The organism is Pseudomonas aegrilactucae (genome assembly GCF_019168305.1).
Lineage (GTDB): Bacteria > Pseudomonadota > Gammaproteobacteria > Pseudomonadales > Pseudomonadaceae > Aquipseudomonas > Aquipseudomonas aegrilactucae.
Window position 1 is genome coordinate 21,753 of sequence record NZ_JAHTBI010000122.1, and the last position, 22,965, is coordinate 44,717.

At 64.2% G+C, this 22,965-nt stretch carries 20 protein-coding genes and 1 pseudogene; 7 read left to right on the forward strand and 14 right to left on the reverse strand.

The window, feature by feature from the left end:
* Both KUO17_RS25245 and KUO17_RS25250 read left to right on the forward strand, forming a co-directional pair.
* Nucleotides 1-939, forward strand: coding sequence for an MlaD family protein (locus tag KUO17_RS25245; protein WP_217978287.1), 939 nt, complete (start codon nt 1-3; stop codon nt 937-939).
* Nucleotides 936-1,544 carry an ABC-type transport auxiliary lipoprotein family protein gene (locus tag KUO17_RS25250; RefSeq protein WP_217978288.1) on the forward strand — a complete coding sequence of 203 codons (609 nt, stop codon included), beginning with the start codon at nt 936-938 and terminating at the stop codon, nt 1,542-1,544. Before KUO17_RS25245 ends, KUO17_RS25250 begins: the two co-directional genes overlap by 4 nt.
* Here KUO17_RS25250 and KUO17_RS25255 read toward each other — a convergent pair.
* The 6 genes from KUO17_RS25255 to KUO17_RS25280 all read right to left on the reverse strand — a co-directional run bounded on the left by KUO17_RS25255 (nt 1,526) and on the right by KUO17_RS25280 (nt 7,000).
* Nucleotides 1,526-2,755: a nucleoside recognition domain-containing protein gene (locus tag KUO17_RS25255; protein WP_217978289.1), complete on the reverse strand. Its 1,230-nt coding sequence runs from the start codon at nt 2,753-2,755 to the stop codon at nt 1,526-1,528. The two genes, KUO17_RS25250 and KUO17_RS25255, sit on opposite strands and share 19 nt — an antisense overlap.
* A 193-nt stretch (nt 2,756-2,948) precedes the next feature.
* Nucleotides 2,949-4,280 (reverse strand): glutamate/aspartate:proton symporter GltP, encoded by a 1,332-nt coding sequence (gltP, locus tag KUO17_RS25260; RefSeq protein ID WP_217978290.1) that lies wholly within the window; start codon nt 4,278-4,280, stop codon nt 2,949-2,951.
* Between the two features lie 729 nt (nt 4,281-5,009).
* Nucleotides 5,010-5,480 (reverse strand): inhibitor of vertebrate lysozyme family protein, encoded by a 471-nt coding sequence (locus tag KUO17_RS25265; protein WP_217978291.1) that lies wholly within the window; start codon nt 5,478-5,480, stop codon nt 5,010-5,012.
* A 2-nt stretch (nt 5,481-5,482) separates the two neighbouring features.
* Nucleotides 5,483-5,647 carry a DUF1328 domain-containing protein gene (locus tag KUO17_RS25270; RefSeq protein ID WP_009401691.1) on the reverse strand — a complete coding sequence of 55 codons (165 nt, stop codon included), beginning with the start codon at nt 5,645-5,647 and terminating at the stop codon, nt 5,483-5,485.
* 62 nt (nt 5,648-5,709) lie between these two features.
* Nucleotides 5,710-5,994 carry a hypothetical protein gene (locus KUO17_RS25275; protein WP_217978292.1) on the reverse strand — a complete coding sequence of 95 codons (285 nt, stop codon included), beginning with the start codon at nt 5,992-5,994 and terminating at the stop codon, nt 5,710-5,712.
* A gap of 172 nt (nt 5,995-6,166) precedes the next feature.
* On the reverse strand, nt 6,167-7,000 hold the full coding sequence (locus KUO17_RS25280) for a BON domain-containing protein (RefSeq protein ID WP_217978293.1): 834 nt from the start codon (nt 6,998-7,000) through the stop codon (nt 6,167-6,169).
* A 207-nt stretch (nt 7,001-7,207) separates the two neighbouring features.
* On the opposite strand from KUO17_RS25280, the gene algB reads away from it, so the two are divergent.
* Entirely contained in the window at nt 7,208-8,554 is a 1,347-nt protein-coding gene (gene algB, locus KUO17_RS25285) for a sigma-54-dependent response regulator transcription factor AlgB (protein WP_217978294.1), read from the forward strand.
* A gap of 8 nt (nt 8,555-8,562) precedes the next feature.
* Nucleotides 8,563-10,338, forward strand: a complete 1,776-nt coding sequence (locus KUO17_RS25290) for a KinB sensor domain-containing domain (RefSeq protein WP_217978295.1) — start codon at nt 8,563-8,565, stop codon at nt 10,336-10,338.
* A gap of 31 nt (nt 10,339-10,369) precedes the next feature.
* On the opposite strand, the gene KUO17_RS25295 is transcribed toward KUO17_RS25290, so the two are convergent.
* The 7 genes and pseudogenes from KUO17_RS25295 to KUO17_RS27405 all read right to left on the reverse strand — a co-directional run bounded on the left by KUO17_RS25295 (nt 10,370) and on the right by KUO17_RS27405 (nt 17,509).
* Nucleotides 10,370-11,989, reverse strand: a complete 1,620-nt coding sequence (locus KUO17_RS25295; protein ID WP_217978296.1) for an EAL domain-containing protein — start codon at nt 11,987-11,989, stop codon at nt 10,370-10,372.
* A gap of 75 nt (nt 11,990-12,064) precedes the next feature.
* Nucleotides 12,065-12,838, reverse strand: a complete 774-nt coding sequence (locus tag KUO17_RS25300) for an N-acetylmuramoyl-L-alanine amidase (RefSeq protein WP_217978297.1) — start codon at nt 12,836-12,838, stop codon at nt 12,065-12,067.
* Between the two features lie 64 nt (nt 12,839-12,902).
* Nucleotides 12,903-14,945 carry a GGDEF domain-containing protein gene (locus tag KUO17_RS25305; RefSeq protein WP_217978298.1) on the reverse strand — a complete coding sequence of 681 codons (2,043 nt, stop codon included), beginning with the start codon at nt 14,943-14,945 and terminating at the stop codon, nt 12,903-12,905.
* Between the two features lie 23 nt (nt 14,946-14,968).
* The gene (locus tag KUO17_RS25310; protein WP_217978299.1) at nt 14,969-15,823 is read right to left on the reverse strand and encodes an endonuclease/exonuclease/phosphatase family protein; all 855 of its coding nucleotides are present in this window, start codon (nt 15,821-15,823) and stop codon (nt 14,969-14,971) included.
* An 11-nt stretch (nt 15,824-15,834) separates the two neighbouring features.
* The gene (dsbA, locus tag KUO17_RS25315) at nt 15,835-16,467 is read right to left on the reverse strand and encodes a thiol:disulfide interchange protein DsbA (RefSeq protein WP_217978300.1); all 633 of its coding nucleotides are present in this window, start codon (nt 16,465-16,467) and stop codon (nt 15,835-15,837) included.
* A gap of 163 nt (nt 16,468-16,630) precedes the next feature.
* Complete coding sequence (locus KUO17_RS25320) at nt 16,631-17,254, reverse strand: c-type cytochrome (RefSeq protein ID WP_217978301.1); 624 nt, start codon at nt 17,252-17,254, stop codon at nt 16,631-16,633.
* Nucleotides 17,254-17,509: pseudogene (locus tag KUO17_RS27405) on the reverse strand (hypothetical protein). Before KUO17_RS27405 ends, KUO17_RS25320 begins: the two are co-directional and overlap by 1 nt.
* A gap of 145 nt (nt 17,510-17,654) precedes the next feature.
* Here KUO17_RS27405 and yihA point away from each other — a divergent pair.
* Nucleotides 17,655-18,287 carry a ribosome biogenesis GTP-binding protein YihA/YsxC gene (gene yihA / locus KUO17_RS25325; RefSeq protein ID WP_163948182.1) on the forward strand — a complete coding sequence of 211 codons (633 nt, stop codon included), beginning with the start codon at nt 17,655-17,657 and terminating at the stop codon, nt 18,285-18,287.
* Nucleotides 18,288-18,556: 269 nt separating this feature from the next.
* Here yihA and polA read toward each other — a convergent pair whose 3' ends face one another.
* On the reverse strand, nt 18,557-21,352 hold the full coding sequence (polA, locus tag KUO17_RS25330) for a DNA polymerase I (protein WP_217978302.1): 2,796 nt from the start codon (nt 21,350-21,352) through the stop codon (nt 18,557-18,559).
* 74 nt (nt 21,353-21,426) lie between these two features.
* Here polA and KUO17_RS25335 point away from each other — a divergent pair, with 74 nt between their 5' ends.
* On the forward strand, nt 21,427-21,714 hold the full coding sequence (locus KUO17_RS25335; RefSeq protein WP_217978303.1) for a DUF2782 domain-containing protein: 288 nt from the start codon (nt 21,427-21,429) through the stop codon (nt 21,712-21,714).
* Between the two features lie 64 nt (nt 21,715-21,778).
* On the forward strand, nt 21,779-22,729 hold the full coding sequence (locus KUO17_RS25340; protein ID WP_217978304.1) for a homoserine kinase: 951 nt from the start codon (nt 21,779-21,781) through the stop codon (nt 22,727-22,729).
* The last annotated feature ends 236 nt before the right edge of the window (nt 22,730-22,965 follow it).

The following is a 22,965-nucleotide window of genomic DNA, read 5'->3' on the forward strand; positions in this document are numbered from 1 at the left end:
ATGGAAACCCGCGCACACCATGTCCTGATCGGCCTGATCACCGTGCTGGTGGTGGCCGGCGCCATGCTGTTCGGCCTGTGGCTGGCCAAGTCGAGCGTCGACAGCACCTTCAAGGACTACGAGGTGGTGTTCAACGAGGCCGTCAGCGGCCTGTCCAAGGGCAGCGCCGTGCAGTACAGCGGGATCAAGGTGGGCGACGTGATCAACCTGCGCCTGGACCCCAACGACCCGCGCCGGGTACTGGCGCACATCCGCCTGAGTGCCGAAACCCCGGTCAAGCAGGACACCCAGGCCAAGCTGACGCTCACCGGTGTCACCGGCACCTCGCTGATCCAGCTCAGTGGTGGCACCCCGCAGAGCCCACCACTGCAAGGCAAGGGCGGCAAGCTGCCGGTCATCATCGCCTCGCCTTCGCCGATTGCGCGTCTGCTCAACGACAGCAGCGACCTGGTGACCAACATCAACCTGCTGCTGCACAACGCCAACCGGCTGTTCTCCGAAGAGAACGCCACGCGCCTGGGGGCGACTCTGGCCAACCTCGAACAGACCACCGGCGCGATTGCCGGCCAGCGCGACGATATCCGCGTGGCGATCCAGCAGATGGCCCAGGTCGGCAAGCAGGCCGGCGACGCGCTGGAGCAGACCAGCAAACTGATGCGCAGCGCCAACAGCCTGCTGGGCAGCGAAGGCAGGCAGATCGTCGGCAGTGCCGAGCAGGCCATGCAGTCGCTGGCGCGCAGTACCGCCACCATCAACGCCCTGCTCGACGACAACCGCGAGGCCATCAACGGTGGTGCCCAGGGCTTCAACGAACTGGCGCCGGCGATCCGTGAGCTGCGCGATACCCTGACATCGTTGAAGGGCATCTCCCAGCGCCTGGAAGCCAACCCCAGCGGCTACCTGCTGGGCCGTGACAAAAACAAGGAGTTCACCCCATGAGCCGCACCCGCCGCGCCGTTGCCCTGGCCATGCTGCTGAGCCTGAGCAGCGCCTGCTCGATCCTGCCCCAGGCCGAGCCTGCCGACGTCTACCGCCTGCCGGCCGCGCAGGCCGTGCGCAGCAGCGCAGCCGGCGAGGGCTGGACGCTGCGCATCAACAAGCCGCTGGCCAGCGAAGTGCTCAACTCACCGCGCATCGCCGTGGTGCCGGCCGGCGACCTGATCAGCAGCTACAAGGGTGCGCGCTGGGCCGACCCGGCGCCGGCGCTGTTGCGCAACCGCATGCTCGATGCGTTCCAGCGCGACGGCCGCGTGCAACGGGTCAGTGCCGACGACGCCAACCTGCAGGCCGACTACGAGGTCGTCGGCGAACTGCAGGCGTTCCAGAGCGAATACAGCGCGGCGGGGCTTGCCGTGGTGGTGCGCCTGGATGCACGGCTGGTGCAGGGGCGCACCCAGCGCGTACTGGCCAGCCGCAGCTTCGAGGTACGCCAGCCGGTGGCGCAGACGCAGGTACCGGCGGTGGTCAGCGGTTTTGGCCAGGCCAGTGACCGGCTGATGGCGCAGTTGGTGGACTGGACCGTGGCTCAGGCAAAGAACCAGTAGCACACCGCGATGGCCGCCACCACGCCGGCCAGCTCCGCCAGCAGCGCGCAGCCCACGGCGTGGCGGGCACGCTGGATGCCGACCGCGCCGAAATACACCGCCAGCACGTAGAAGGTGGTCTCGGTGCTGCCCTGAATGGTCGCCGCCACCAGCGCCGGGAAGCTGTCCACGCCGTGGGTCTGCATGGTCTCGATCAGCATGGCCCGCGCCGCACTGCCGGAGAACGGCTTGACCATCGCGGTGGGCAGGGCGTCGACGAAGCGCGTGTCCCAGCCCAGCCACTCGACCACATGGCGGATGCCGTCCAGGCCGAACTCCAGCGCACCGGAGGCGCGCAGCACGCCCACCGCGCAGAGCATCGCCACCAGATACGGCAACAGGCTCCTGGCCACGTCGAAGCCTTCCTTGGCACCTTCGACGAAGGTTTCGTACACCTTCACCCGCTTGAACGCGCCAATCAGCAGGAACAGCATGATCAGGCCGAACAGCGTGAGGTTGCCCAGCAGCGATGACAGGGTGGCCAGCGCAGTGGCCGAGAGCCCGGCCAGCAGCGCCATGAAGCCGCCCAGCAACAGCGCACCGGGGATCAGGTAGGCGAGTACCACCGGGTCCCACAGGCGCAGGCGCTGCATCACCGCCACCGCCAGCAGGCCGACCAGGGTAGAGGCACTGGTGGCCAGCAGGATCGGCAGGAACACCAGGGTCGGGTCCATCGCGCCCTGCTGGGCGCGGTACATGAAGATGGTCACCGGCAGCAGCGTCAGTGACGAGGCGTTGAGCACCAGGAACAGGATCTGTGCGTTGCTGGCGGTGGTGGAGCTAGGGTTGAGCTCCTGCAGCGCACGCATGGCCTTGAGGCCGATGGGCGTGGCGGCGTTGTCCAGGCCCAGGCCGTTGGCGGCGAAATTCAGGGTGATCAGGCCCAGCGCCGGATGGCCGGGCGGCACGTCGGGCATCAGGCGCCGGAACAGCGGGCCGAGCACCTTGGCCAGCCAGTCGACGATGCCGGCCTTCTCGGCGATGTTGAGAAAGCCCAGCCACAGGGTGAGGGTGCCGAACAGCAGCACCATGACCTCGACCGACAGCTTGGCCATGGCGAAGATGCTCTCGACCATGGCGGCGAAAATGCCGGCGTTGCCGCCGACCAGCCACTGCGCCAGTGCGGAGATGGCGGCTACCACGAAAAAGCCGAGCCAGAGGCCATTGAGCATTGGTCGTTTCCCTTGCAAGTTGGGGGGCATGATAGCGGGGTGTCGGTATCGCCGCCATCGCTGGCAAGCCAGCTCCCACAGGGTTTTGCGGTGCTCACGAAACCCTGTGGGAGCTGGCTTGCCAGCGAAGCTTTTAGAAGACAACAAAAAGCCCCGACAAGTCGGGGCTTTTGTGTTTCAGACAGTCAGCACCTTAGTGGTGAGCGGTCTCGCCGGCCGGCGCCGGATCCTTGCTGCGCCAGTGTGGCAGCGAGTTCCAGTAGGCCTGGCCCTTGGCGTCGTCGTACATGCCTTCCCAGCGCGAGATCACCAGCACTGCCAGGGCGTTGCCGATCACGTTCAGGGCGGTACGTGCCATGTCCATGATGCGGTCCACACCGGCGATGAACGCCAGGCCTTCCAGCGGGATGCCCACGCTGCCCAGGGTCGCCAGCAGTACCACGAAGGACACGCCCGGCACACCGGCAATACCCTTGGAGGTGACCATCAGGGTCAGCACCAGCAGCAACTGCTGGCTGATCGACAGGTCGATGCCGTACAGCTGCGCGATGAAGATCGCTGCAATGCTCTGGTACAGGGTCGACCCGTCCAGGTTGAACGAGTAGCCGGTCGGCACCACGAAGCTGCAGATGGCTTTGGGCGAACCGTAGGCTTCCATCTTCTGGATCACGCGCGGCAGCACGGTCTCGGAGCTGGCGGTGGAGTAGGCCAGGATCAGCTCGTCCTTGAAGATGCGCATCAGCTTCAGGATCGAGAAGCCGAACAGGCGGGCGATCAGGCCCAGCACCATGAAGCCGAAGAAGGCGATGGCGAAGTACACCAGCAGCACCAGCTTGGCCAGCGGCAGCAGCGAGGCGAAGCCGAAGTTGGCCACGGTCACCGCGATCAGGGCGAATACACCGATCGGGGCGTAGTTCATGATCATGTGGGTGACCTTGAACATGGCTTCCGACACGCCCTGGAAGGTTTTCACCAGCGGGTCGCGGATGTCTGCCTGCAGGCTCGACAGGCCCAGGCCGAACAGTACCGAGAAGAAGATGATCGGCAGCATCTCGCCACGCATCAGCGCTGCGAAGATGTTCGACGGGATCAGGTTGAGGATGGTCTGGATGAACGCATGCTCATGCTGAACCTCGGCGGCCGTCGCCTGGTACTTGGAAATATCCACGGTACCCAAGGTGCTCATGTCGATGCCGGCGCCCGGGTGGAACACGTTGGCCAACACCAGGCCGACCACGATCGCGATGGTGGTCACCACCTCGAAATAGATGATGGTCTTGAGGCCGATACTGCCAAGTTTCTTCGCATCGCCAACCCCGGCGATACCCACGATCAGCGACGAGATCACGATCGGGATGACGATCATTTTGATCAGGCGAATGAAGATGTCACCTGCCGGTTGCAGGACGTTACTGATCCACCATGCCTTTTCTGCACTGAAATGGTTCAGCAGCGCCCCGATGGCGATCCCCAATACCAGACCGATGAGGATTTGCCAGGCGAGGCTTAGTTTTGCCTTCTTCATGTCGTTACCCTTTGTTCAAGTGGTCACGGGCACTGCCTTGAAACCTGCACTCTAGAGCCGCTGAAAGCGATTTATCCGGAGTTTTGTCGATGCAGGCAATGCGCCGTAGAAGGTCACCGCAAGCGAGCGCAAAGACGCTCGGACCAGCGAAAAAGGCGCAACTATTCCGATGCGGACGCACCGAGTCTAATGCCGTAAATGACTACCCTATGCCGAATCGGCATGATCTTTTTGCACCAAAACGGACGTCCCAACGGGTTCGAAGACGCTTGTTCGGAATCCCGACGATGGCCAAAGCGCCATAATTCGGCCGATACAGCGGTATTCGTTCACGTGCAAAAAGCCATTGTTCGACAATCCGAATGCGTGAAAAACGCCCTTCGGGACGGCAAACTGGCGAGAGATTTTTTTGATGTACGGTCAGCCGTCTGACCGATCCGTCACTTTACAAGGGGGGAAATGCAGCAGGCTGGAAAAGTGTAGGCAAGTCTGACCGGGGGCTGTCATATGCAAAACGCCCCCGGCCCACGACTGCAATGCCTTTTTACTACCCTGACCCGGCCCTCGTCGGAGGTACTCCCTGTACCCCTAGGCCCCTCCGATCCTGTAGCAATCAGAGCAGCCCGGCCCCCTGGTCATGCGCTCACCCTCCTCGGGCGGGCGCAGCATAGAAACTGGAACGGGCAAAAGGTTCAGCTTCTATATAAGTACTGAAATGTCCGGCGACACTCAGTAATAGTTCGGGTCTTTCTTCAACTGCTCTTCGAGCATCTGCTGCATGCCTTTGTCCGGCTCGCCCAACCAACGCCTGTCGGTGTGGCGGCTGGGTGACCTGTCGGCGGGCAACCCGGCCGGCACCGTCACCAGCAACCCATAGGCGTCGTCCTTGTCCCAGCTGAACGCCACGATCAGGCGTGCACTGGAGCAACTCTGTTGGGTTTCGCATAACGGCCCGACCAGGTACTTGTCGCCGTCTTCCTGCAGCGCCGTCATCTGCTCGGTGGAAGCGCCGCTGAGGTTGATCACCCAATCGGGCAAGCGCTCCTCGTTCTTGACCACGTCTTGCCAGGTTTCCCGGTACTCGGGGTCCGAGCCCAGCAGTTGGCTGGTGCGGACCTGGCCGTCATTGGCCGCCATTGCCGCTGTGCAGGCCCCTACCATCAGGGCGCCTGCCAGGGCGTTGCGTAGCGTGCGGTTCATGCCTAACCTCTGCCGCGACGACCGAAGAAGAAGGACGCCACGAACAGTACCAGGAAGACAATGAAGAGGATCTTCGCGATACCCGTAGCGGCGCCGGCGATACCACCGAAGCCCAGTACGGCAGCGACAATGGCGATAATCAGGAAGGTGATGGCCCAACTCAACATGGTGATTCTCCTTACCGTTTGAAAGCGGTCATGTAGGACACAGGTAATGCGTTGCTGCTCGGCTAGAACACCCACCGCTCGCGCGGTACGACGGTCTCGACGGTGGCCGCATTGGCCGGCTGTGAGCGCAGGGCGGTCCTGGCTTGCAGCAGCATCGAGGCACGGGTGGCCTGAATGTGCGCCACCTGGGTGGCTTGTGCAGATAACTGATCGGCGATCTGTTTCGATTGCCAGATGCTGTACAGCTGCCCGGCAACCAGGGTCAGCAGCAGCGCCAGGCACAGAAACAGCAACTGACGCACATGTAGCGGGGAAATCTGCACCAGGGCGGCGGTTAGCGGGTTCATGCCGAGCTCCTTTGCTGCATCTTGTTATGGACTGACTGGGATATTGCAGCCTGCATGCCAGCTTTTTGAAATCAATAAAACTCTTATAAATCAGCAGGTTAGATATCAGGTAGTGGGTTGTGCAGGACGCATCCTGCACGATGCCTCTTCCACCTTCGTGCGAAATGCACGATCAGCCGTCGACCTTCACCGCCACCTTGAGCATGTCGGCGTCCACGCCACGTACGCCGCGGATCTGCCGGGCCACTTCCTGGGCGATGGTTTTCTGCTGGTCGCTCATGACGTCGCCCGACAGGCGCACCACGCCCTCCTGGGTCGTCACCTTGATGTTCGGGCCGTCCAGGTTGCGGCTATATAGAAAGCTGGCTTGCACCTTGTCGTTGATCCACGCGTCGCTCTGCACCTCGGCCGCGGCGGTGGCCGCCTGCTCACGGGCCTGGGCAGGGTCGCCGACCCCCAGGCTGATCAGGTTGTTGACCAGGTACACGCCGTCGCTGGAGCCTGCGATCGAGCCCGCCATCTGTTTGGCCTCGGCACTGGTCACGCGCCCACGCAGGGTCACCACGCCAGCGCGGCTGTCGACGTCGATGGGCAAGGCGTGGGTCTGGCTGCTCCACAGCAGGCGGGCGCGGATGATCGAGCGCAGCGTCGCGTCCTCGACGCGCTGGGCATAGGCCCGGCGCTGCAAGCTCTCCTCGACCAGCTCCGGGTTGACCTGCAAGCGGTTGTCGACCTGCTCGATGCCGGCAGTGGCCAGCGCCACCTGCTCGGCCAGCTCGCGCTCCACGTCGTTTTCCACCTGGCCCTCGAGGCGAGCGCTGCTGTCGCGCACGGTCACCTGGATCTTGAACGGGTTAAGCAGGCGATTGAGTGCCAGCGCCGTCTGCAATGCGCCCTCCTGACGTGCCTGCTGCACGCCGGGGTCGGCGGCGACCGCCTGGGCAAGGGGGAGTTGGTTGAAAAGCAGTGCGGCAGTCAACACTGCCAACGGGCGTAGTGCACGCATGAGGAAGCCTCCTGTTGGTCAGAAGACAGATATTCGCAATCAATGTGCCAGCCCTTTGAAAATCGCTAAAACCATTATTTTCAATGGGTTAGCTAAACAGCTGGCTTGGAGCTAGCATGCAGGGAGCGGAATCAATCAGAATCGACCATGCAACTTGCCCGATTTTTCCGACACTAACCAAGATCATTCTTAAAGGAGCGTAGGAAAATGGAATCCGCCACGGAACATCAAGGCCGCATTCTGCTGGTGGACGACGAGTCCGCCATCCTGCGTACCTTCCGTTACTGCCTGGAAGACGAAGGCTACAGCGTGGCCACCGCCAACAGTGCGGCGCAGGCCGAAGCCTTGCTGCAGCGCCAGGTGTTCGACCTGTGCTTTCTGGACCTGCGCCTGGGTGAAGACAACGGCCTGGATGTGCTGGCGCAGATGCGTATCCTGGCGCCCTGGATGCGCGTGGTGATCGTCACCGCGCATTCGGCGGTCGATACCGCCGTGGATGCGATCCAGGCCGGCGCCGCCGATTACCTGGTCAAACCGTGCAGCCCCGACCAACTGCGCCTGGCCACCGCCAAGCAGCTTGAGGTGCGTCAGCTGTCGGCACGGCTCGAGGCGCTGGAAGGCGAGATCCGCAAGCCCAAGGACGGCCTCGACTCACACAGCCCGGCCATGATGGTGGTGCTGGAGACGGCCCGTCAGGTCGCCACCACCGATGCCAACATCCTGATCCTGGGCGAGTCGGGCACCGGCAAGGGTGAGCTGGCACGGGCCATCCACGGCTGGAGCAAGCGCGCGCGCAAGGCCTGCGTGACCATCAACTGCCCGTCGCTGACCGCCGAGCTGATGGAGAGCGAACTGTTCGGGCACAGCCGCGGTGCGTTCACCGGGGCCAGTGAAAGCACCCTGGGGCGGGTCAACCAGGCCGACGGCGGCACGCTGTTTCTCGACGAAATCGGTGATTTTCCGCTGACCTTGCAGCCAAAGCTGCTGCGTTTCATCCAGGACAAGGAGTACGAGCGGGTGGGCGACCCGGTCACCCGCCGCGCCGATGTGCGAATTCTGGCGGCGACCAACCTGCACCTGGAAGACATGGTGCGCGACGGGCGTTTCCGCGAAGACCTGCTGTATCGTCTCAACGTCATCACCCTGCACCTGCCGCCGCTGCGCGAACGCAGTGAAGACATTCTGACCCTGGCCGATCGATTCCTCGCCCGCTTCGTCAAGGAGTACGCGCGGCCGGCGCGCGGCTTCAGCGACGAGGCACGCGCAGCCCTGCTCAACTACCGCTGGCCAGGCAACATTCGCGAGCTGCGCAACGTGGTCGAGCGCGCCAGCATCATCTGCCCGCAGGAACGGGTCGAGGTCAGCCACCTGGGCATGGCCGAGCAACCGGTCAGCAACGCCCCGCGGGTCGGCGCCGCACTGAGCCTGGATGAGCTGGAGCGCGCGCACATCGGCGCAGTCCTGGCCACCAGCGACACCCTCGACCAGGCCGCCAAGACCCTCGGTATCGACGCCTCGACGCTCTACCGCAAACGCAAGCAGTACAACCTGTGAAGCTGGCGATGAAGCTGCGTACGCGGCTTTTTCTCAGCATTTCGGCGCTGATCACCGTGGCACTGCTGGGCCTGATCCTGGGCCTGGTCAGCGTGCAGCAGATGGCCATCTCGCAGCAGAAGATGATCAGTGACAACTCCTACATCCTCGACCTGGGCCTGAGGCTGCGCCAGAACCTGGGTGAGCAATTGACCCTGATCCTGGACGCAGACACCGAACTGCAGGCGCTGCAGCCGTTGCAGGAGCAGTTTCAGCAGTTGCTCGACGAAGGCATGAGCCATGAGCGCCAGGCCGATGGTTTCGAAGGGTTCAGCAGCGCCAACCGGGACTACCAGACGTTCCTCCAGGCCATCCGCGAAAGCCCCGAGCCGAGCCGCAGCCTGGGTCCGGAACAGCCCCTGGGCGCGGCATTCAACCTGTTGCGCACGGACCTGGTCGACTCGCACAAGCAGGCCCTGGCGCATATCAACCACAGCGAACAGCAGGCGCGCGAGCGTGCACTGCTGGTGTCCAGCCTGCTCGGGCTGGTCGGGCTCGCCGTGCTGGTGCTGGGTTTCATCACCGCCCATGGCATCGCCCGGCGCTTCGGCCAGCCGATCGAGGCCCTGGCCAAGGCCGCCGACCAGATCGGCCAGGGCAATTTCGAAGTAACCCTGCCGGTCACCCCGGCCCTGGAGATCAACCAGCTGACACGGCGCTTCGGCTTGATGGCCGAGGCCCTGCGCAAGCACCAGGCCACCAATGTCGACGAGCTGCTGGCCGGCCAGCAGCGCCTGCAGGCAGTGCTCGACAGTATCGACGACGGCCTGTTGATCATCGACCGCGAAGGCAACCTGGAGCACCTCAACCCGGTCGCCCAGCGCCAGCTGGGCTGGGACGCCAGCCGCCTGGGCCAGGGCCTTGGCAAGGCGTTGCAGCGGCCCGAGCTGGACAGCCAGTTGCAGTTGATCCTGCGTGGCGCCAGCCTGGAGCGCGTGCCGGATGACCTGAGCCTGGAGATCGAGGACGAGATGCGGTTGCTGTCCTATAGCCTGACACCGGTGTGCCACCCCCAGGGGCAGATCCTGGGCGCGGTGATGGTGCTGCACGACGTCACCGAGCAACGCGCCTTCGAACGGGTGCGCAGCGAGTTCGTGCTGCGCGCCTCCCATGAGCTGCGCACCCCGGTGACCGGCATGCACATGGCTTTCGGCCTGCTGCGCGAGCGCCTCGAATTCCCCCCGGAAACCCGCGAGGCAGACCTGTTCGACACCATTGGCGAGGAAATGCAGCGCCTCACGCAACTGATCAACGACCTGCTCAACTTCTCCCGCTACCAGAGCGGCCTGCAAAAGCTTGAGCTGGCACCGTGTGCGGTGGACGAGTTGCTGGAACGGGCCTGCGCGCGCTTTGCCCCGGCACTGGCTGAGAAACAGATCGAGCTGCTGGTCGAGCTTGCAGCGCCCTTGCCGCGAATCCAGGCCGACCCGGCGCAGCTGGACCGGGTGCTGGACAACCTGCTCGACAATGCGGTGCGCCACACGCCGACGGCCGGGCGCATCCGCCTGAATGCGCGGCGCCATGCGGAGCGCGTGATCATCAGCATCGAGGACAATGGCGAGGGCATCGCCTATGGCCAGCAGGGGCGGATCTTCGAGCCGTTCGTGCAGGTCGGGCGCAAGAAGGGCGGTGCCGGGCTGGGCCTGGCGCTGTGCAAGGAGATCGTGCAGTTGCATGGCGGGCGCATGGGCGTGTATTCACGGCCAGGGCAGGGTACCCAGTTCTATATGGCACTGCCTGTATAGCCGCCTTCGCTGGCTTGCCAGCGCACACACCCTACGCCTCATCATCGATCCGCCGCGGCCCCAGGCGCCGCCCGCGGGTGATCAGCTCGACGAACTGGCGCGCATTGAGCGGGTGGGCAAACAGCCAGCCCTGCCCGTAGTTGACCCCCTCGCTGTTGAGCAGCGAGGCCTGGTCCTCGTACTCGATACCCTCGGCAATCACCCGCAGTTGCAGCGCATGGGCCATGCGAATGATGTGCGGGGCCACACCACTGCTGGCCGCATCATGCCCCAGCGCGTCGATGAAGGCCTTGTCGATCTTCAGGCAGTCCACCGGCAGGGTCTGCAGGTAGGCCAGGCTGCAGTAACCGGTGCCGAAGTCATCGATCAGCACCTGGTGCCCGACCGCACGCAGCGCCTGCAGGTTGTCACGCGCCACCACCACATCGATCAGGCCGCGCTCGGTCACCTCGAAGGCGATCTGCGTGGCCGACACATGGTGCAAGGCCAGCAAGCGCGCCGCGACCCGGCCGATGCGCGGCACCATCACGTCACACGCGGCCAGGTTCACCGAAATGTACAGCTGGCGATTGGCGCGCAGCAGCTGGCCGAGCTGTTCGAGCACCCGTTGCAGCACGAAGTCGGTGATCTGGCGAATCTGCCCGGTGTTTTCCGCCAGCGGGATGAACAGGTCGGGGCTGGTCAGCGTGCCATCCGGGCGACGCCAGCGCACCAGCGCCTCGGCACCGACGCAACGGCGGCTGGTGAGTTCGAAGATCGGCTGATACAGCACCTGCAACTCGCCACGGCGTAGCGCTCCCTGCAGCTCGGAACTCATCGAGCGGCTCTGGCGTACCAGCTGCAACACCAGCCAGCCAATGCACCAGGCCAGCAACAGGCTGCCGGGAAACAGCAGCCACAGCACGCCGTTCATTTTCAGCGGCAGGCTTTCACGCGGGGTGATCAGTACCAACTGGTAGTCTGGCGACTTGGTCGGCATGCGATACACCAGCCGGTCCGGCAGTTCCAGCAGGTCGACCTTGCCGGCCGGCGGCCAGGCGCTACTGGGAGGCCAGGGCTGTGTCGGGCCCAGCACCGGTACCGCCCGCGCGCCCTTGTCGAGCACCACCAGCAGGCTGCCGCCGGCGGGCAGGTCGACCACGTCGGTCAGGTGCCCGCGCGAGGTGGACACGCGAAAGTGGCCACGGCCCAGCACCAGCGCCGCGCGGTTGTCGTCAGGCTCGGTGGTGGTGTTGAGCCAGTAGCTGTAGGTCGGGCCCTGGATGTCCGGGGCGCGCAACGGGTCGAAGCTGCTGCTGCCCAGCCGGTTGGAGCACGATTGCTCGCCGTCCAGGTAGGTGGCCTCGAAGACGAAGCGGTTGTCGAACGTCACTTGCTGCAACGCGGCCATCATCTGCGCATCGCAGCCCCGCAGGGGCAGCGCCTGCAGCGCATCGACGCCTTCGCGCAACTGCCCGAAGATCTGCTCCAGGCGTTCCAGGAAGCGCTCGCCCTTGGCATTCATCTGGGCGCTTTCGCTCTGCTGCAACTGGTGCATGGCCACGCCGATGCTGGCCAGCAGCAACAGCGTCGCACTCGCCGTGGCCGCAAGCGTGGCCAGAAGCCAGGGACGATAGAGCAGGCTGCGCAACGCGACAAAGGCGGATGACATCAAGAATTATCCCGTTGAATACCATGAGGTATAGCAACTGCCAGCCAAATCGCCCTGCCCGTTGGGCGGCGCCGCTCAACGCTGGTTGTTGAGCACCTGCAGAATGGCCGCGGTCTGCGCATCGGGCTGACCGTCGAACAACTGGGGACGGAAGCGCATCTGGAACGCCGCCAGCACATGCCGGGTGCTGACGTCGAACTCGCCGGTCTGCTCGACGGCGTAGCCAAAGCGCGCCAGTTGCTGCTGGTACCAGGTGGCGCTGGGCGGGTTGACATCGAACCGGGGCCGCTGGCGTGCAACCGCCTGGGCATCCGGCCAGATGCCAAGGCCGGCATCGGCCAGGCGCTTCCAGGGGAACAGCGGGCCGGGGTCAAGCTTGCGCAGCGGCGCTATGTCGCTGTGGCCGATGATGTGCCGGGGCTGGATGCCGTTGCGCTGGACGATGTCCTTGAGCAGCACGATCAGGGCCTGCACCTGCGCTTCGGGGTACGGGTGCCAGACACGCCCGGTGGGGGTATCGGTAAAGCCCGGGTTGACGATCTCGATGCCGATGGAGGTGGAGTTGAGCCAGGTGCGGCCCTCCCACTGGCTGTCGCCGGCATGCCAGGCGCGGCGGCTCTCGTCGACCAGTTGATAGAGCGTCGGCGGGTTGTCGCCGATCAGGTAGTGGCTGCTGACCTCGCCATGGGTCAACAGCGCCAGCGAGCGATCCAGGTTGGCGTTGGTGTAATGCAGTACCACGAACTGGATGCGGTTGTCCTGATTGACCGAAGGGTGGCTGCGGTCGATTTTCGGGCCGCTGGCGCAACCGGCCAGGGTGAGCAGCAGCGCGCAAAGAAACGCTTTCATAGGAGAGGGGCAAGGCCTGAGCAGTCGGTAATGCAATAGCATAACGTATCCTCGCTGGCGGCACTCACCCCTGTTCGACGCGGTTGCGGCCCAGGTGCTTGGCGCGGTACAGCGCCTGGTCGGCGCGCTTGAGCACGGCCTCGCTGCGCTCACCGGAGCGGAACGCGGTGATGCCGATGGACAGGGTGATCGTCACCCGTTCGCCCTTGAAATGGAAGGGGCAGGCTTCGATGGCGGCGCGCAGCGTTTCAGCCAGGTCGATGCCGCCGGCCAGGGCGGTCTGGGGTACCAGCAGGATGAACTCCTCGCCACCGAAGCGGGCAATGAAATCACGGCTGCGCAGGCGCTTGCGCAACTCGTTGGCGACGATCTTGAGTACCTTGTCGCCGGCCTGATGGCCGTAGTTGTCGTTGATGCGCTTGAAGTGGTCCAGGTCGAGCATGGCCATCAGCAGATAGCCGCCGTTTTCTTGCCAGGCGAGCACTTCCTGGTCCAGGCGCTCGGACCACGCGGCACGGTTGGGCAGGCCGGTGAGCGGGTCGATCAGGGCTTTCTGGCGCTGCTCCTCGAGGTGCTCGCGGTAGCCGAGGGCTTCCTGCTCCATACTCGCCACGCGCTCGGCCAGGCCTTGCAGGCGGCTGGCCATTTCGTGTTCGCGCCGGTCGCGCTGGTGCTGGTGCTCGTCCATGGTGCCGAGCAGGCCTTCGAGGCGGTTTTCCAGGATGTGCTTGAGGCTGTCGAGGTCGGCGGCGCCCTGTACGCTGCTTTGCAGGCCGTCGACCTGCTCACGCAGCTGGGTATTGAGGTCGCGGTCGGCGGAGCTGTTGTCGGCATGCCCGTCGCTGGCTTCCTGCAAATGGCTCTGGAACGATTCGAGGCGCTCGTTGAGCTGCTGCAGGTAGGCTTCGAATTCGTGCTGGCCGCTGTCGGTGATGGCCAGCATCAACACGGCCAGGTCGTCCAGTACCGGCAGCAGCTCGTACCAGTTCAGGCCGTGCTCCAGGCGCTGGCGCACGGCCAGGGCCTGGGGCTTGTGGCGTTCAGGCAGGGTCAGGTCGTCGAGCAGGCCGAGCAACGTATGCTCGATGTGGGTGGCCACAGAGCTATAGGACGGTTCGGTGCCGTCGGGGAGGGCGTAGTGCAGCTCCTCGGGGGTGGGTTCGGGTAATGCCTCGCCTTCGGCCCCGGTCACCTCAGGTGCGGCTGCGTCGCCGACGACATCCTCGGCAAGGATATCCTCCTGGGGTGCCTGTTCCGGCGTATTCGCTGGCAAGCCAGCTCCCACAGTTACCGGGGCGGGCTCAGGGTCGTTAGTGTCACTGTGGGGCTCTGCGGACGACGCAGAACCTGTGGGAGCTGGCTTGCCAGCGAAGGGCTGCGCAGCAGCCCCGGTGTTCTCGGGCTCGGCCACCGGCGCTGGCAACGGCTGCAACTCATCCACGTCCACCACAACTGTCACGGCCGCGGGGGCCTGCTCGGGCTCGGGCTCGGGGTCGAGCTCAACCGGTTCCACCGCTTCTGTCGTCACCGGCGCTGCGGGCACCGCCTGCACCTGCGGCTCAGGCGCCGCTACCCCGTCTTCATCCCGCCCGCCAAACAGCCGCTGCAAGAAGCCCGGCTTGCTCGCCTCCTCAGGGTGTTCCAGCACCGCCAGTGCCTTGCCCTGCAAACCGCTTAGCTCACTGAGCAGCAACGGCATCTCGCGCGATTGGCTGGCCCGCGCCTCGAGTTGCTTGGCGAATTTCTTCAGCGGCCGGCTGACCTCGCTGGGCAACGGCAGTTTCTGCAACTGGGCCACCAGCGCATTCAACGCCGTGCCGACCTGGGCAATGCGCGTTTCACGGCGTTGCTCAGAGTCGAGCACGGCCTTTTCCAGGCGCGGGATCAACCCGGCCAGGGCGGCGTCCATGTTGTCGGTACGGATGACCTCGCGCATTTCCTTCATGCACTGGTCCACGGCCCGGTCGCTGCCTTCGGCGGCCAGGGTGCTGCGCACAAGGCCGCGGCGCAGCAAGTCGAGACGGGCGTCCCAGCGGCGCTCGAGCTTTTCCTGCTGCTCGATGCTCTTGAGGTATTTTTCTTTCCAGCGCTGGGCTTCGTCGGTCATGCCAGGGTCCGCAGAGGAGGGGACTAACGCAAGGCCGGAAGGGTATCGACAGTCAGGGCGTCAGGCAAACGAATCTCAACCGCGACCGGAAGATGGTCGGAAATCGGCTGGGAGAGCACCTGAACACGCTCCAGCGTGAGGCTCGGGCTGAGCAGGATATGATCAAGGCAGCGCTGCGGGCGCCAGCTTGGGAACGTGGCCTCCACCTGCGGCGCAATCAGGCCCAGGTCACGCAGCGGCGAGTGTTGCAACAGGTCGGTGGCATGGGTATTCATGTCGCCCATCAGCACCTGATGGCGGTAGCCGCCGATCAGCTCGCGGATGTACCCCAGTTGCAGGGCACGGGTACGCGCCCCGAGCGCCAGGTGCATCATCACCACCACCAGCGCGTCTTCGCCTTCGCCAAAGCGCACCAGGATCGCCCCGCGCCCCGCCGGGCCGGGCAACGGGTGGTCTTCGAGCAATTGCGGCTTGAGGCGGCTGAGTACGCCGTTGCTGTGCTGGGCCAGGCGCCCCAAGTTGCGGTTGAGCTGCTGGTACCAATAAGGGAACGCACCCAACTGCGCCAGGTGCTCCACCTGGTTGACGTAGCCGGAGCGGTGGCTGCCGCCATCCACTTCCTGCAACGCCACCAGGTCGAAGTCATTGAGCAGGTCGCCGATCTTCTGCAGGTTGCCGGCCCGGCCCGTGTGCGGTAGCAAATGCTGCCAGCTGCGGGTCAGGTAGTGCCGGTAACGCTCGGTACTGATGCCCACCTGGATATTGAAGCTGAGCAGGCGCAGGCGCCCGTCCTGCGGCAAGCCGCTCGCTTGCAGGTGATGCTCGTTGACCTGCGGTTCATGCAGGCCAACCAGACGCTCGGATTTCCAGCGACGCATGGTTTCGCCTCTTATTTGGCGGCGCGTTCCTTGGCAATCAGCTGGTCGGCGACGTTCAGTACGCCCTCTGGACCTTGGGCGGTGCCCAGGTCGAAACGGTACTTGCCGTTGACGACCATGCTTGGGACGCCGGTGATGCCGTACTTCTTGGCCAACTCGCGGGCGGCATTCACCTGGCCCTTGATGGCAAAGGAGTTGAAGGTGGCCAGGAACTTGTCCTTGTCCACACCCTGGGTGGCGAGGAACTCGGCCATCTCTTCAGGCTTGGTCAGGTGCTTGCGCTGCACCTGGATGGCATCGAACACTGCGGCGTGGACCTTGTGTTCCACACCCATGGCTTCCAGGGTCAGGAACATCTGCCCATGGGCGTCCCACGGGCCACCGAACATGGCGGGAATACGCTTGAAATTGACATCCTCAGGCAATTTGTCGACCCACGGGTTGATCACCGGTTCGAAGCTGTAGCAGTGCGGGCAGCCGTACCAGAACAGCTCCACCACTTCGATCTTGCCAGGCTTGGACACCGGCACCGGGTTGCTCAGCTCGATATATTCCTTGCCGGCGATCACAGGATCAGCCGCCTGGACCGTCATACCGAAGGCGCTGGCGGCGACCAGCGCGGCGCTGAGAATCAGATTACGCATGCGTTACTCCTGAGCAATGATGAGTCGCCTCGTCGCGACCTGTATTCAGACAGGCCCGGGCAGGTTCGAGTTCGTTAGTGTAACGGCCGAGCACAGAAAAGGGTGGCCTGGGCCACCCTTTTCATCGTTGCATCAAACCATTAACCCAGCGTTAACGCACAGATCAATGCAGGCCCTGGATGTAGCTGGACAGCGCTTCGATGTCCTTGTTGCTGAGCTTGCTGGCGATGGTGCGCATGGTGGTGGCGTCGCCATCGTTGGTGCGCTCGCCCTCGCGGAACGCGGTCAGTTGCTTCTTGGTGTAGTCGGCGTGCTGCCCCCCCAGGTGCGGGAAGCCGGCGGCGGCGTTGCCCGCGCCATTTGGCGAGTGGCACCCGGTGCAGGCCGGCAGACCCTTGCTCAGGTCGCCGCCACGGAACAGCGCTTCACCGCGTGCCACCAGCTCAGGGTTGGCGGCACCGACGCTGCCCTTCTGGCTGGCAAAGTAGGCAGCGATGTCGGCCAGGTCCTGTTCACTGAACGCGGCCAGCATACCGGTCATCTCCAGCACGGTGCGCTTGCCCGACTGGATGTCGTGCAATTGCTTGGTCAGGTATTTCTCGCCCTGGCCGGCCAGTTTCGGGAAATTCGGCGCCAGGCTGTTGCCGTCGGGATTGTGACACGCGCCACATACAGCGGTTTTTGCCTGACCGGCAGCGGCATCGCCAACGATAACGACAGGGCCGGCAGCGTTGGCAGCCCCGGTGATGCCAACGCTCAACAGCAGACTCACGAGTAGTTTGTTCATCAGCTAATCCAACTACGGCTAAGGGTGAAAGAGTTATGTATCGGGGCTACCTGTTTTATTGGCTGGTAGTCCTCGGTACTGCAGTCCATGCACAATCCACGCGGCGGCATAGCCTTGAAACCCTGGGTGAGCTGCACCGACCGGTTCTACAACCCCTTTGTCAGCGGTGACTTCCACGCTGTCGGGATCCTGTGTAGCCTGAGCGCCGAAAACGACCCTTTCAGGGTTGGGGCTGCACTGCGTTCTACTGCGCAAGCTTGATCAAGCAGCTCCCGTGCACATCGTCCTACGCTGGGATAATGCGCACACTAAAAACGGGGGCATTATATACTCCCGTGCCTGAAACGGAAACGACACCGCTTGCCGAGACCCCCTCGCGCAACGCCCAATCGGAAAGACCATGCAAGTCAAAAACCCCATCCTCGGACTCTGCCAGCAGGCCAAGTTCGCCCTCAGCGCCGCCAAAGTCGACCAGTGCCCGGACGACGAAGGTTTTGAAGTGGCCTTCGCCGGCCGTTCCAACGCCGGCAAATCCAGCGCCCTCAATACCCTGACCCACGCCAGCCTGGCGCGCACCTCGAAAACCCCGGGGCGCACCCAGCTGCTGAATTTCTTCAGTCTGGACGACGATCGGCGTCTGGTCGACCTGCCGGGCTACGGTTATGCAAAAGTGCCGATCCCGCTCAAGCAGCACTGGCAGCGCCACCTGGAGGCGTACCTGGGCAGCCGCGAAAGTCTGAAGGGCCTGATCCTGATGATGGACGTGCGTCACCCCATGACCGACTTCGACAAGATGATGCTCGACTGGGCGGTCGCCAGCGGCATGCCGATGCACATCCTGCTGACCAAGGCCGACAAGCTGACCTTCGGCGCGGCCAAGGGCACGCTGCTCAAGGTGCAGGCCGAAATCCGCAAGGGCTGGGGCGACAGCGTGACCATCCAGCTGTTCTCGGCGCCCAAGCGCCAGGGCCTGGAAGAGGCCTACGCGGTGCTGGCACGCTGGATGGAACTGCCGGACAAGCCCGCAGAATAAGGGCTGCCCGGTAAACGCCGGGCAAAAAAAACCCCGGACTTCGTATGGGGAGGGGGAAGTTCGGGGTTCAAGTTCCGGACCGCTAGGGCGGGGTCCGGATTATCTGCCAACACTTAACACAACATAGGAGCATCGAAGGGCTTCACCAGCCATTCAGTTACTCTGAGTCGTGGTTCACCGGTTTAGTTCCCAAGCGTTAGAAACTATTTGCGATAACCCCCTGAACGCCAGGAATGCCGCGACCTTATGCCGCAGCATTCTTCTGCAGGTCAGTGCGCCTGGTCCCAGTTCGCGCCCACCCCAACGTCCACCACCAGCGGTACATCCAGTTGCGCCGCGCCGCTCATGTGGCCTCGGATCTGCTGCGTCACCTGCTCGACCAGGTCCTCACGCACTTCCAGTACCAGTTCATCGTGTACCTGCAGGATCACCCGGGCATCCAGGCCACTGCTGGCCAGCCAGTTGTCCACCGCCACCATGGCACGCTTGATGATGTCGGCCGCCGTGCCCTGCATCGGCGCGTTGATGGCCGTGCGTTCAGCGGCGGCGCGCTCCTGCGGGCGGTTGGAGTGAATGGTCGGCAGGTACAGGCGACGCCCGAACAGGGTTTCCACGTAGCCCTGGTCGGCGGCCTGCTTGCGGGTGTTTTCCATGTACTCGCGCACGCCCGGGTAACGGGTGAAGTACACGTCGATGTAGGCCTTGGCGGTCTTGCTGTCGACACCGATGTCCTTGCCCAGCTTCTTGGCGCCCATGCCATAGATCAGCCCGAAGTTGATCGCCTTGGCACTGCGGCGCTGGTCGGAAGTGACCGCGTCGAGTTCGACCTTGAACACTTCGGCTGCCGTGGCAGTGTGCACGTCCAGGCCGTTGCGAAAGGCACTGAGCAGGCCTTCGTCCTTGGCCAGGTGGGCCATGATGCGCAGCTCGATCTGCGAGTAGTCCGCCGCCAGCAGCGTGTAGCCGGGGGCAGCAATGAAGGCCTGGCGAATGCGCCGGCCTTCGGCGGTGCGCACCGGAATGTTCTGCAGGTTGGGGTCGCTGGAAGAGAGCCGCCCGGTCGCCGCCACGGCCTGCTGGTAGGAGGTGTGGACGCGGCCGGTGCGCGGGTTGATCTGCTCGGGCAGGCGGTCGGTGTAGGTGCTCTTGAGCTTGCTCATGGAACGGTACTGCATCAGCACCTTGGGCAGCGGGAAACCTTCCTCGGCCAGCGCCTCGAGCGCTTCTTCGGCAGTGGAGGGCTGGCCCTTGGGGGTCTTTTTCAGCACCGGCAGGCCAAACTTGTCGTACAGGATCGCCCCTAGTTGCCTGGGCGAGCCGAGGTTGAACGGCTCGCCGGCCAGCTCGATGGCCTCGCGCTCCAGCGCCTCCATCTTGTCGCCCAGCTCAACGCTCTGGATCTTCAGCAGGTCGGCATCCACCAGCGCGCCCTCGCGCTCGATGCGCGCCAGCACCGGCACCAGCGGTATCTCGATATCGCTGAGCACATGCGCCAGGCTCGGCAACGCGGCAAGCTCGGCGTGCAGCTTCTGGTGCAGGCGCAGGGTGATATCCGCGTCTTCGGCGGCATACGGGCCGGCCTTGTCCAGGTGGATCTGGTCGAAGGTGAGCTGCTTGGCACCCTTGCCGGCGATGTCCTGGAAGGTGATGGTGGTGTGGTCCAGGTACTTCTTGGCCAGGCTGTCCATGTCATGGCGGGTAGCCGTGGAGTTCAGCACATACGACTCGAGCATGGTGTCGAACGCCACGCCGCGCACGGTGATGCCGGCGCAGTTGGCCAGGATATTGATGTCGTACTTGGCGTGCTGGCCGACCTTGAGCTTTTTCGGGTCTTCGAGCAGCGGCTTGAGCGCAGTGAGCACCCGCTCGCGGTCCAGTTGCTGCGGCACACCTTCGTAGGTGTGTGCCAGCGGGATGTAGGCAGCCTCGAAAGCCTGCACCGCGAACGACAGGCCGACCAGCTGCGCCTGCTGCGCATCGACCCCGGTGGTCTCGGTATCGAAGGCGAACAGCTCGGCATCCTTGAGCTTTTGCAGCCATACGTCCAGGCGGGCCTGGTCGAGGATGGTCTCGTACACAGGCTCTACCGGGGCCGCCGGCGCGACGGGCGCCGCTGCGGCAACCGGCACCGTATCGGGCGCAGCAACCGCCGCCGGCGCGACGGCCGGTGCCAGCGCCTGACGCTGGGCGTCACGCTTTACCTCATCGATCCAGCCCTTGAACTCAAGGTCGGTGTACAGCGCCAGCAGCGTGTCGCAGTCCGGTTCACCCAGGTGCAGGTCGTCCAGCCCGACCTCCAGTGGCACATCGACCTTGATCGTGGCGAGCTTATAGGAGAGGAACGCCAGGTCCTTGTGTTCCAGCAGCTTGGCCGGCAGGGTCTTGGCCCCGCGAATCGGCAGGGTCGGTACGATGTCGAGGTTCTCGTAGAGCTCCTTGATGCCACCGTTGACGCCCACCAGCAGGCCGACGGCGGTCTTTTCACCCACGCCCTTGACCCCGGGAATGTTGTCGGACGAATCGCCCATCAGCGCCAGCAGGTCGATGATCTGCTCGGGAGCGACACCGAACTTCTCTTTCACGCCGTCCACGTCCATGGACGAACCCGACATGGTGTTGACCAGCGTAATGTGCGCATCGACCAGTTGCGCCATGTCCTTGTCGCCGGTGGAGATCACCACCGGGCGCGAGGCGGCGGCGCTGCTGCGCGCCAGGGTGCCGATCACGTCGTCGGCCTCGACCCCCTCCACGCACAGCAGCGCGAAGCCCATGGCCTTGACGCTGGCATGCAGCGGCTCGATCTGCACGCGCATGTCATCGGGCATGCTCGGGCGGTTGGCCTTGTAGTCGGCGTACAGGTCGTCACGGAACGTGCCGCCCTTGGCGTCGAACACCACCGCGAACGGGCTGTGCGGGTATTGCTTGCGCAGGCTCCTGAGCATGTTCAGCACACCCTTCACCGCACCGGTGGGCATGCCCTTGGAGTTGGTCAGCGGCGGCAGCGCGTGAAACGCGCGGTACAGGTACGACGAACCGTCCACCAGGACGAGGGGAGCTTGGCTCATGAGCAGAATCAACCTTTTCAACGGGCCCGGCGCTAGAATGTCCGGAACATTGACGACAAAGGGACAAGGTTATCATGGGTAGACTAAATCGCCTGTTGCTGCTCGGTGTGCTGGCTGTCGCTCCACTGGCGGCCAGCGCGGCGGATGAAGCGCCGTCGGCCGACCCGGATGTCACCATTCGCACGGAAGGCGACAAGACCATCCAGGAATACCGCCAGAACGGCTTCCTGTATGCCATCAAGGTCACGCCCAAAGGGGGCAAGCCTTATTTTCTGGTGCGTGCCGACGGCTCGGAAGGTAACTTCGTCCGTTCCGACCAACCCGATATGCTGATTCCGTCCTGGAAAATCTTCGAGTGGTAATGCAGCACCCTACCATCCACCTGGCACGTCCTGCGGGAAGTGCCCGAATGAGCAGTTTTTGACCATGTCTGTCTTCACCCCACTGACCCGGCCCGAGCTGGAAACCTTTCTGGCACCCTATGGACTGGGCCGCCTGCGGGACTTCCAGGGGATCGCCGCCGGCACCGAGAACAGCAACTTCTTCGTCAGCCTCGAACAGGGTGAGTTCGTGCTGACACTGGTCGAACGCGGCCCGATCCAGGACCTGCCGTTCTTCATCGAACTGCTCGATGTACTGCACGATGCCGACCTGCCGGTGCCGTACGCGCTGCGCACCACCGACGGCGTGGCGCTGCGCGAGCTGGCGGGCAAGCCGGCGCTGCTGCAGCCGCGCCTGCCGGGCAAGCACATCAAGGTGGCCAACAACCAGCATTGCGTGCAGGTGGGCGAGCTGCTCGGCCATTTGCACACCGCTACCCAGCACCAGGTGCTGGAGCGCAAGACCGACCGCGGGCTGGACTGGATGCTGCAGACCGGCGCCGAGCTGATGCCGCGTCTGACCCCGGTGCAACAGGCGCTGCTCAAGGGTTGCCTGGACGAGATCACCCTGCACCAGGGGCAGATCATGGCGCTGCCCAGGGCCAACCTGCATGCCGACCTGTTCCGCGACAATGCCTTGTTCGAAGGCACCCACCTGACCGGCCTGATCGACTTCTACAACGCCTGTTCGGGGCCGATGCTGTATGACCTGGCGATCACCCTGAACGACTGGTGCTGCGAGGATGACGGGCAGATCGATGCGCCACGGGCGCGGGCATTGCTGGGAGCGTACGCGGCGCTGCGACCGTTCACGGCGGCCGAGGCGAACCTGTGGCCGGTGATGCTGCGTATAGCCTGTGTGCGGTTCTGGCTGTCGCGGCTGATTGCCGCCGAGTCGTTTGCCGGGATGGACGTGCTGATTCACGACCCGGCCGACTTCGAGGTGAGGCTGGCGGCGCGCCAGCGAGTGGAGATCGCCCTGCCGTTTGCGCTCTGACCGCTGAAAAGCTTCGCTGGCAAGCCAGCTCCCACAGGGTTTTGCGGTGTTCACAAAACCCTGTGGGAGCTGGCTTGCCAGCGAAGGGGCCCCCACTGCTGGCGCAGCACTTTCACTTCAGCTGAGCCTGCTGGTGCTGCTGTCGAGCTACGGGCCGAGGACGCATCAGGGGATGTTCGTGTTTGGTGTGGTGGTGCACCTGGTGGGGTTGCTGATGCTCAACACCAAGCGGCACC

Bases quoted from the DNA above. Each gene is read 5' to 3' on its own strand.
- KUO17_RS25305 (WP_217978298.1), bottom strand. From the start codon at position 14,945: ATGACCGACGAAGCCCAGCGCTGGAAAGAAAAATACCTCAAGAGCATC.
- KUO17_RS25245 (WP_217978287.1), top strand. From the start codon at position 1: ATGGAAACCCGCGCACACCATGTCCTGATCGGCCTGATCACCGTGCTG.
- KUO17_RS25295 (WP_217978296.1), bottom strand. From the start codon at position 11,989: ATGTCATCCGCCTTTGTCGCGTTGCGCAGCCTGCTCTATCGTCCCTGG.
- polA (WP_217978302.1), bottom strand. From the start codon at position 21,352: ATGAGCCAAGCTCCCCTCGTCCTGGTGGACGGTTCGTCGTACCTGTAC.
- KUO17_RS25250 (WP_217978288.1), top strand. From the start codon at position 936: ATGAGCCGCACCCGCCGCGCCGTTGCCCTGGCCATGCTGCTGAGCCTG.
- KUO17_RS25270 (WP_009401691.1), bottom strand. From the start codon at position 5,647: ATGTTGAGTTGGGCCATCACCTTCCTGATTATCGCCATTGTCGCTGCC.
- KUO17_RS25265 (WP_217978291.1), bottom strand. From the start codon at position 5,480: ATGAACCGCACGCTACGCAACGCCCTGGCAGGCGCCCTGATGGTAGGG.
- KUO17_RS25255 (WP_217978289.1), bottom strand. From the start codon at position 2,755: ATGCTCAATGGCCTCTGGCTCGGCTTTTTCGTGGTAGCCGCCATCTCC.
- algB (WP_217978294.1), top strand. From the start codon at position 7,208: ATGGAATCCGCCACGGAACATCAAGGCCGCATTCTGCTGGTGGACGAC.
- yihA (WP_163948182.1), top strand. From the start codon at position 17,655: ATGCAAGTCAAAAACCCCATCCTCGGACTCTGCCAGCAGGCCAAGTTC.
- KUO17_RS25320 (WP_217978301.1), bottom strand. From the start codon at position 17,254: ATGAACAAACTACTCGTGAGTCTGCTGTTGAGCGTTGGCATCACCGGG.
- KUO17_RS25340 (WP_217978304.1), top strand. From the start codon at position 21,779: ATGTCTGTCTTCACCCCACTGACCCGGCCCGAGCTGGAAACCTTTCTG.
- KUO17_RS25300 (WP_217978297.1), bottom strand. From the start codon at position 12,838: ATGAAAGCGTTTCTTTGCGCGCTGCTGCTCACCCTGGCCGGTTGCGCC.
- dsbA (WP_217978300.1), bottom strand. From the start codon at position 16,467: ATGCGTAATCTGATTCTCAGCGCCGCGCTGGTCGCCGCCAGCGCCTTC.
- KUO17_RS25335 (WP_217978303.1), top strand. From the start codon at position 21,427: ATGGGTAGACTAAATCGCCTGTTGCTGCTCGGTGTGCTGGCTGTCGCT.
- KUO17_RS25275 (WP_217978292.1), bottom strand. From the start codon at position 5,994: ATGAACCCGCTAACCGCCGCCCTGGTGCAGATTTCCCCGCTACATGTG.
- KUO17_RS25310 (WP_217978299.1), bottom strand. From the start codon at position 15,823: ATGCGTCGCTGGAAATCCGAGCGTCTGGTTGGCCTGCATGAACCGCAG.
- gltP (WP_217978290.1), bottom strand. From the start codon at position 4,280: ATGAAGAAGGCAAAACTAAGCCTCGCCTGGCAAATCCTCATCGGTCTG.
- KUO17_RS25280 (WP_217978293.1), bottom strand. From the start codon at position 7,000: ATGCGTGCACTACGCCCGTTGGCAGTGTTGACTGCCGCACTGCTTTTC.
- KUO17_RS25290 (WP_217978295.1), top strand. From the start codon at position 8,563: ATGAAGCTGCGTACGCGGCTTTTTCTCAGCATTTCGGCGCTGATCACC.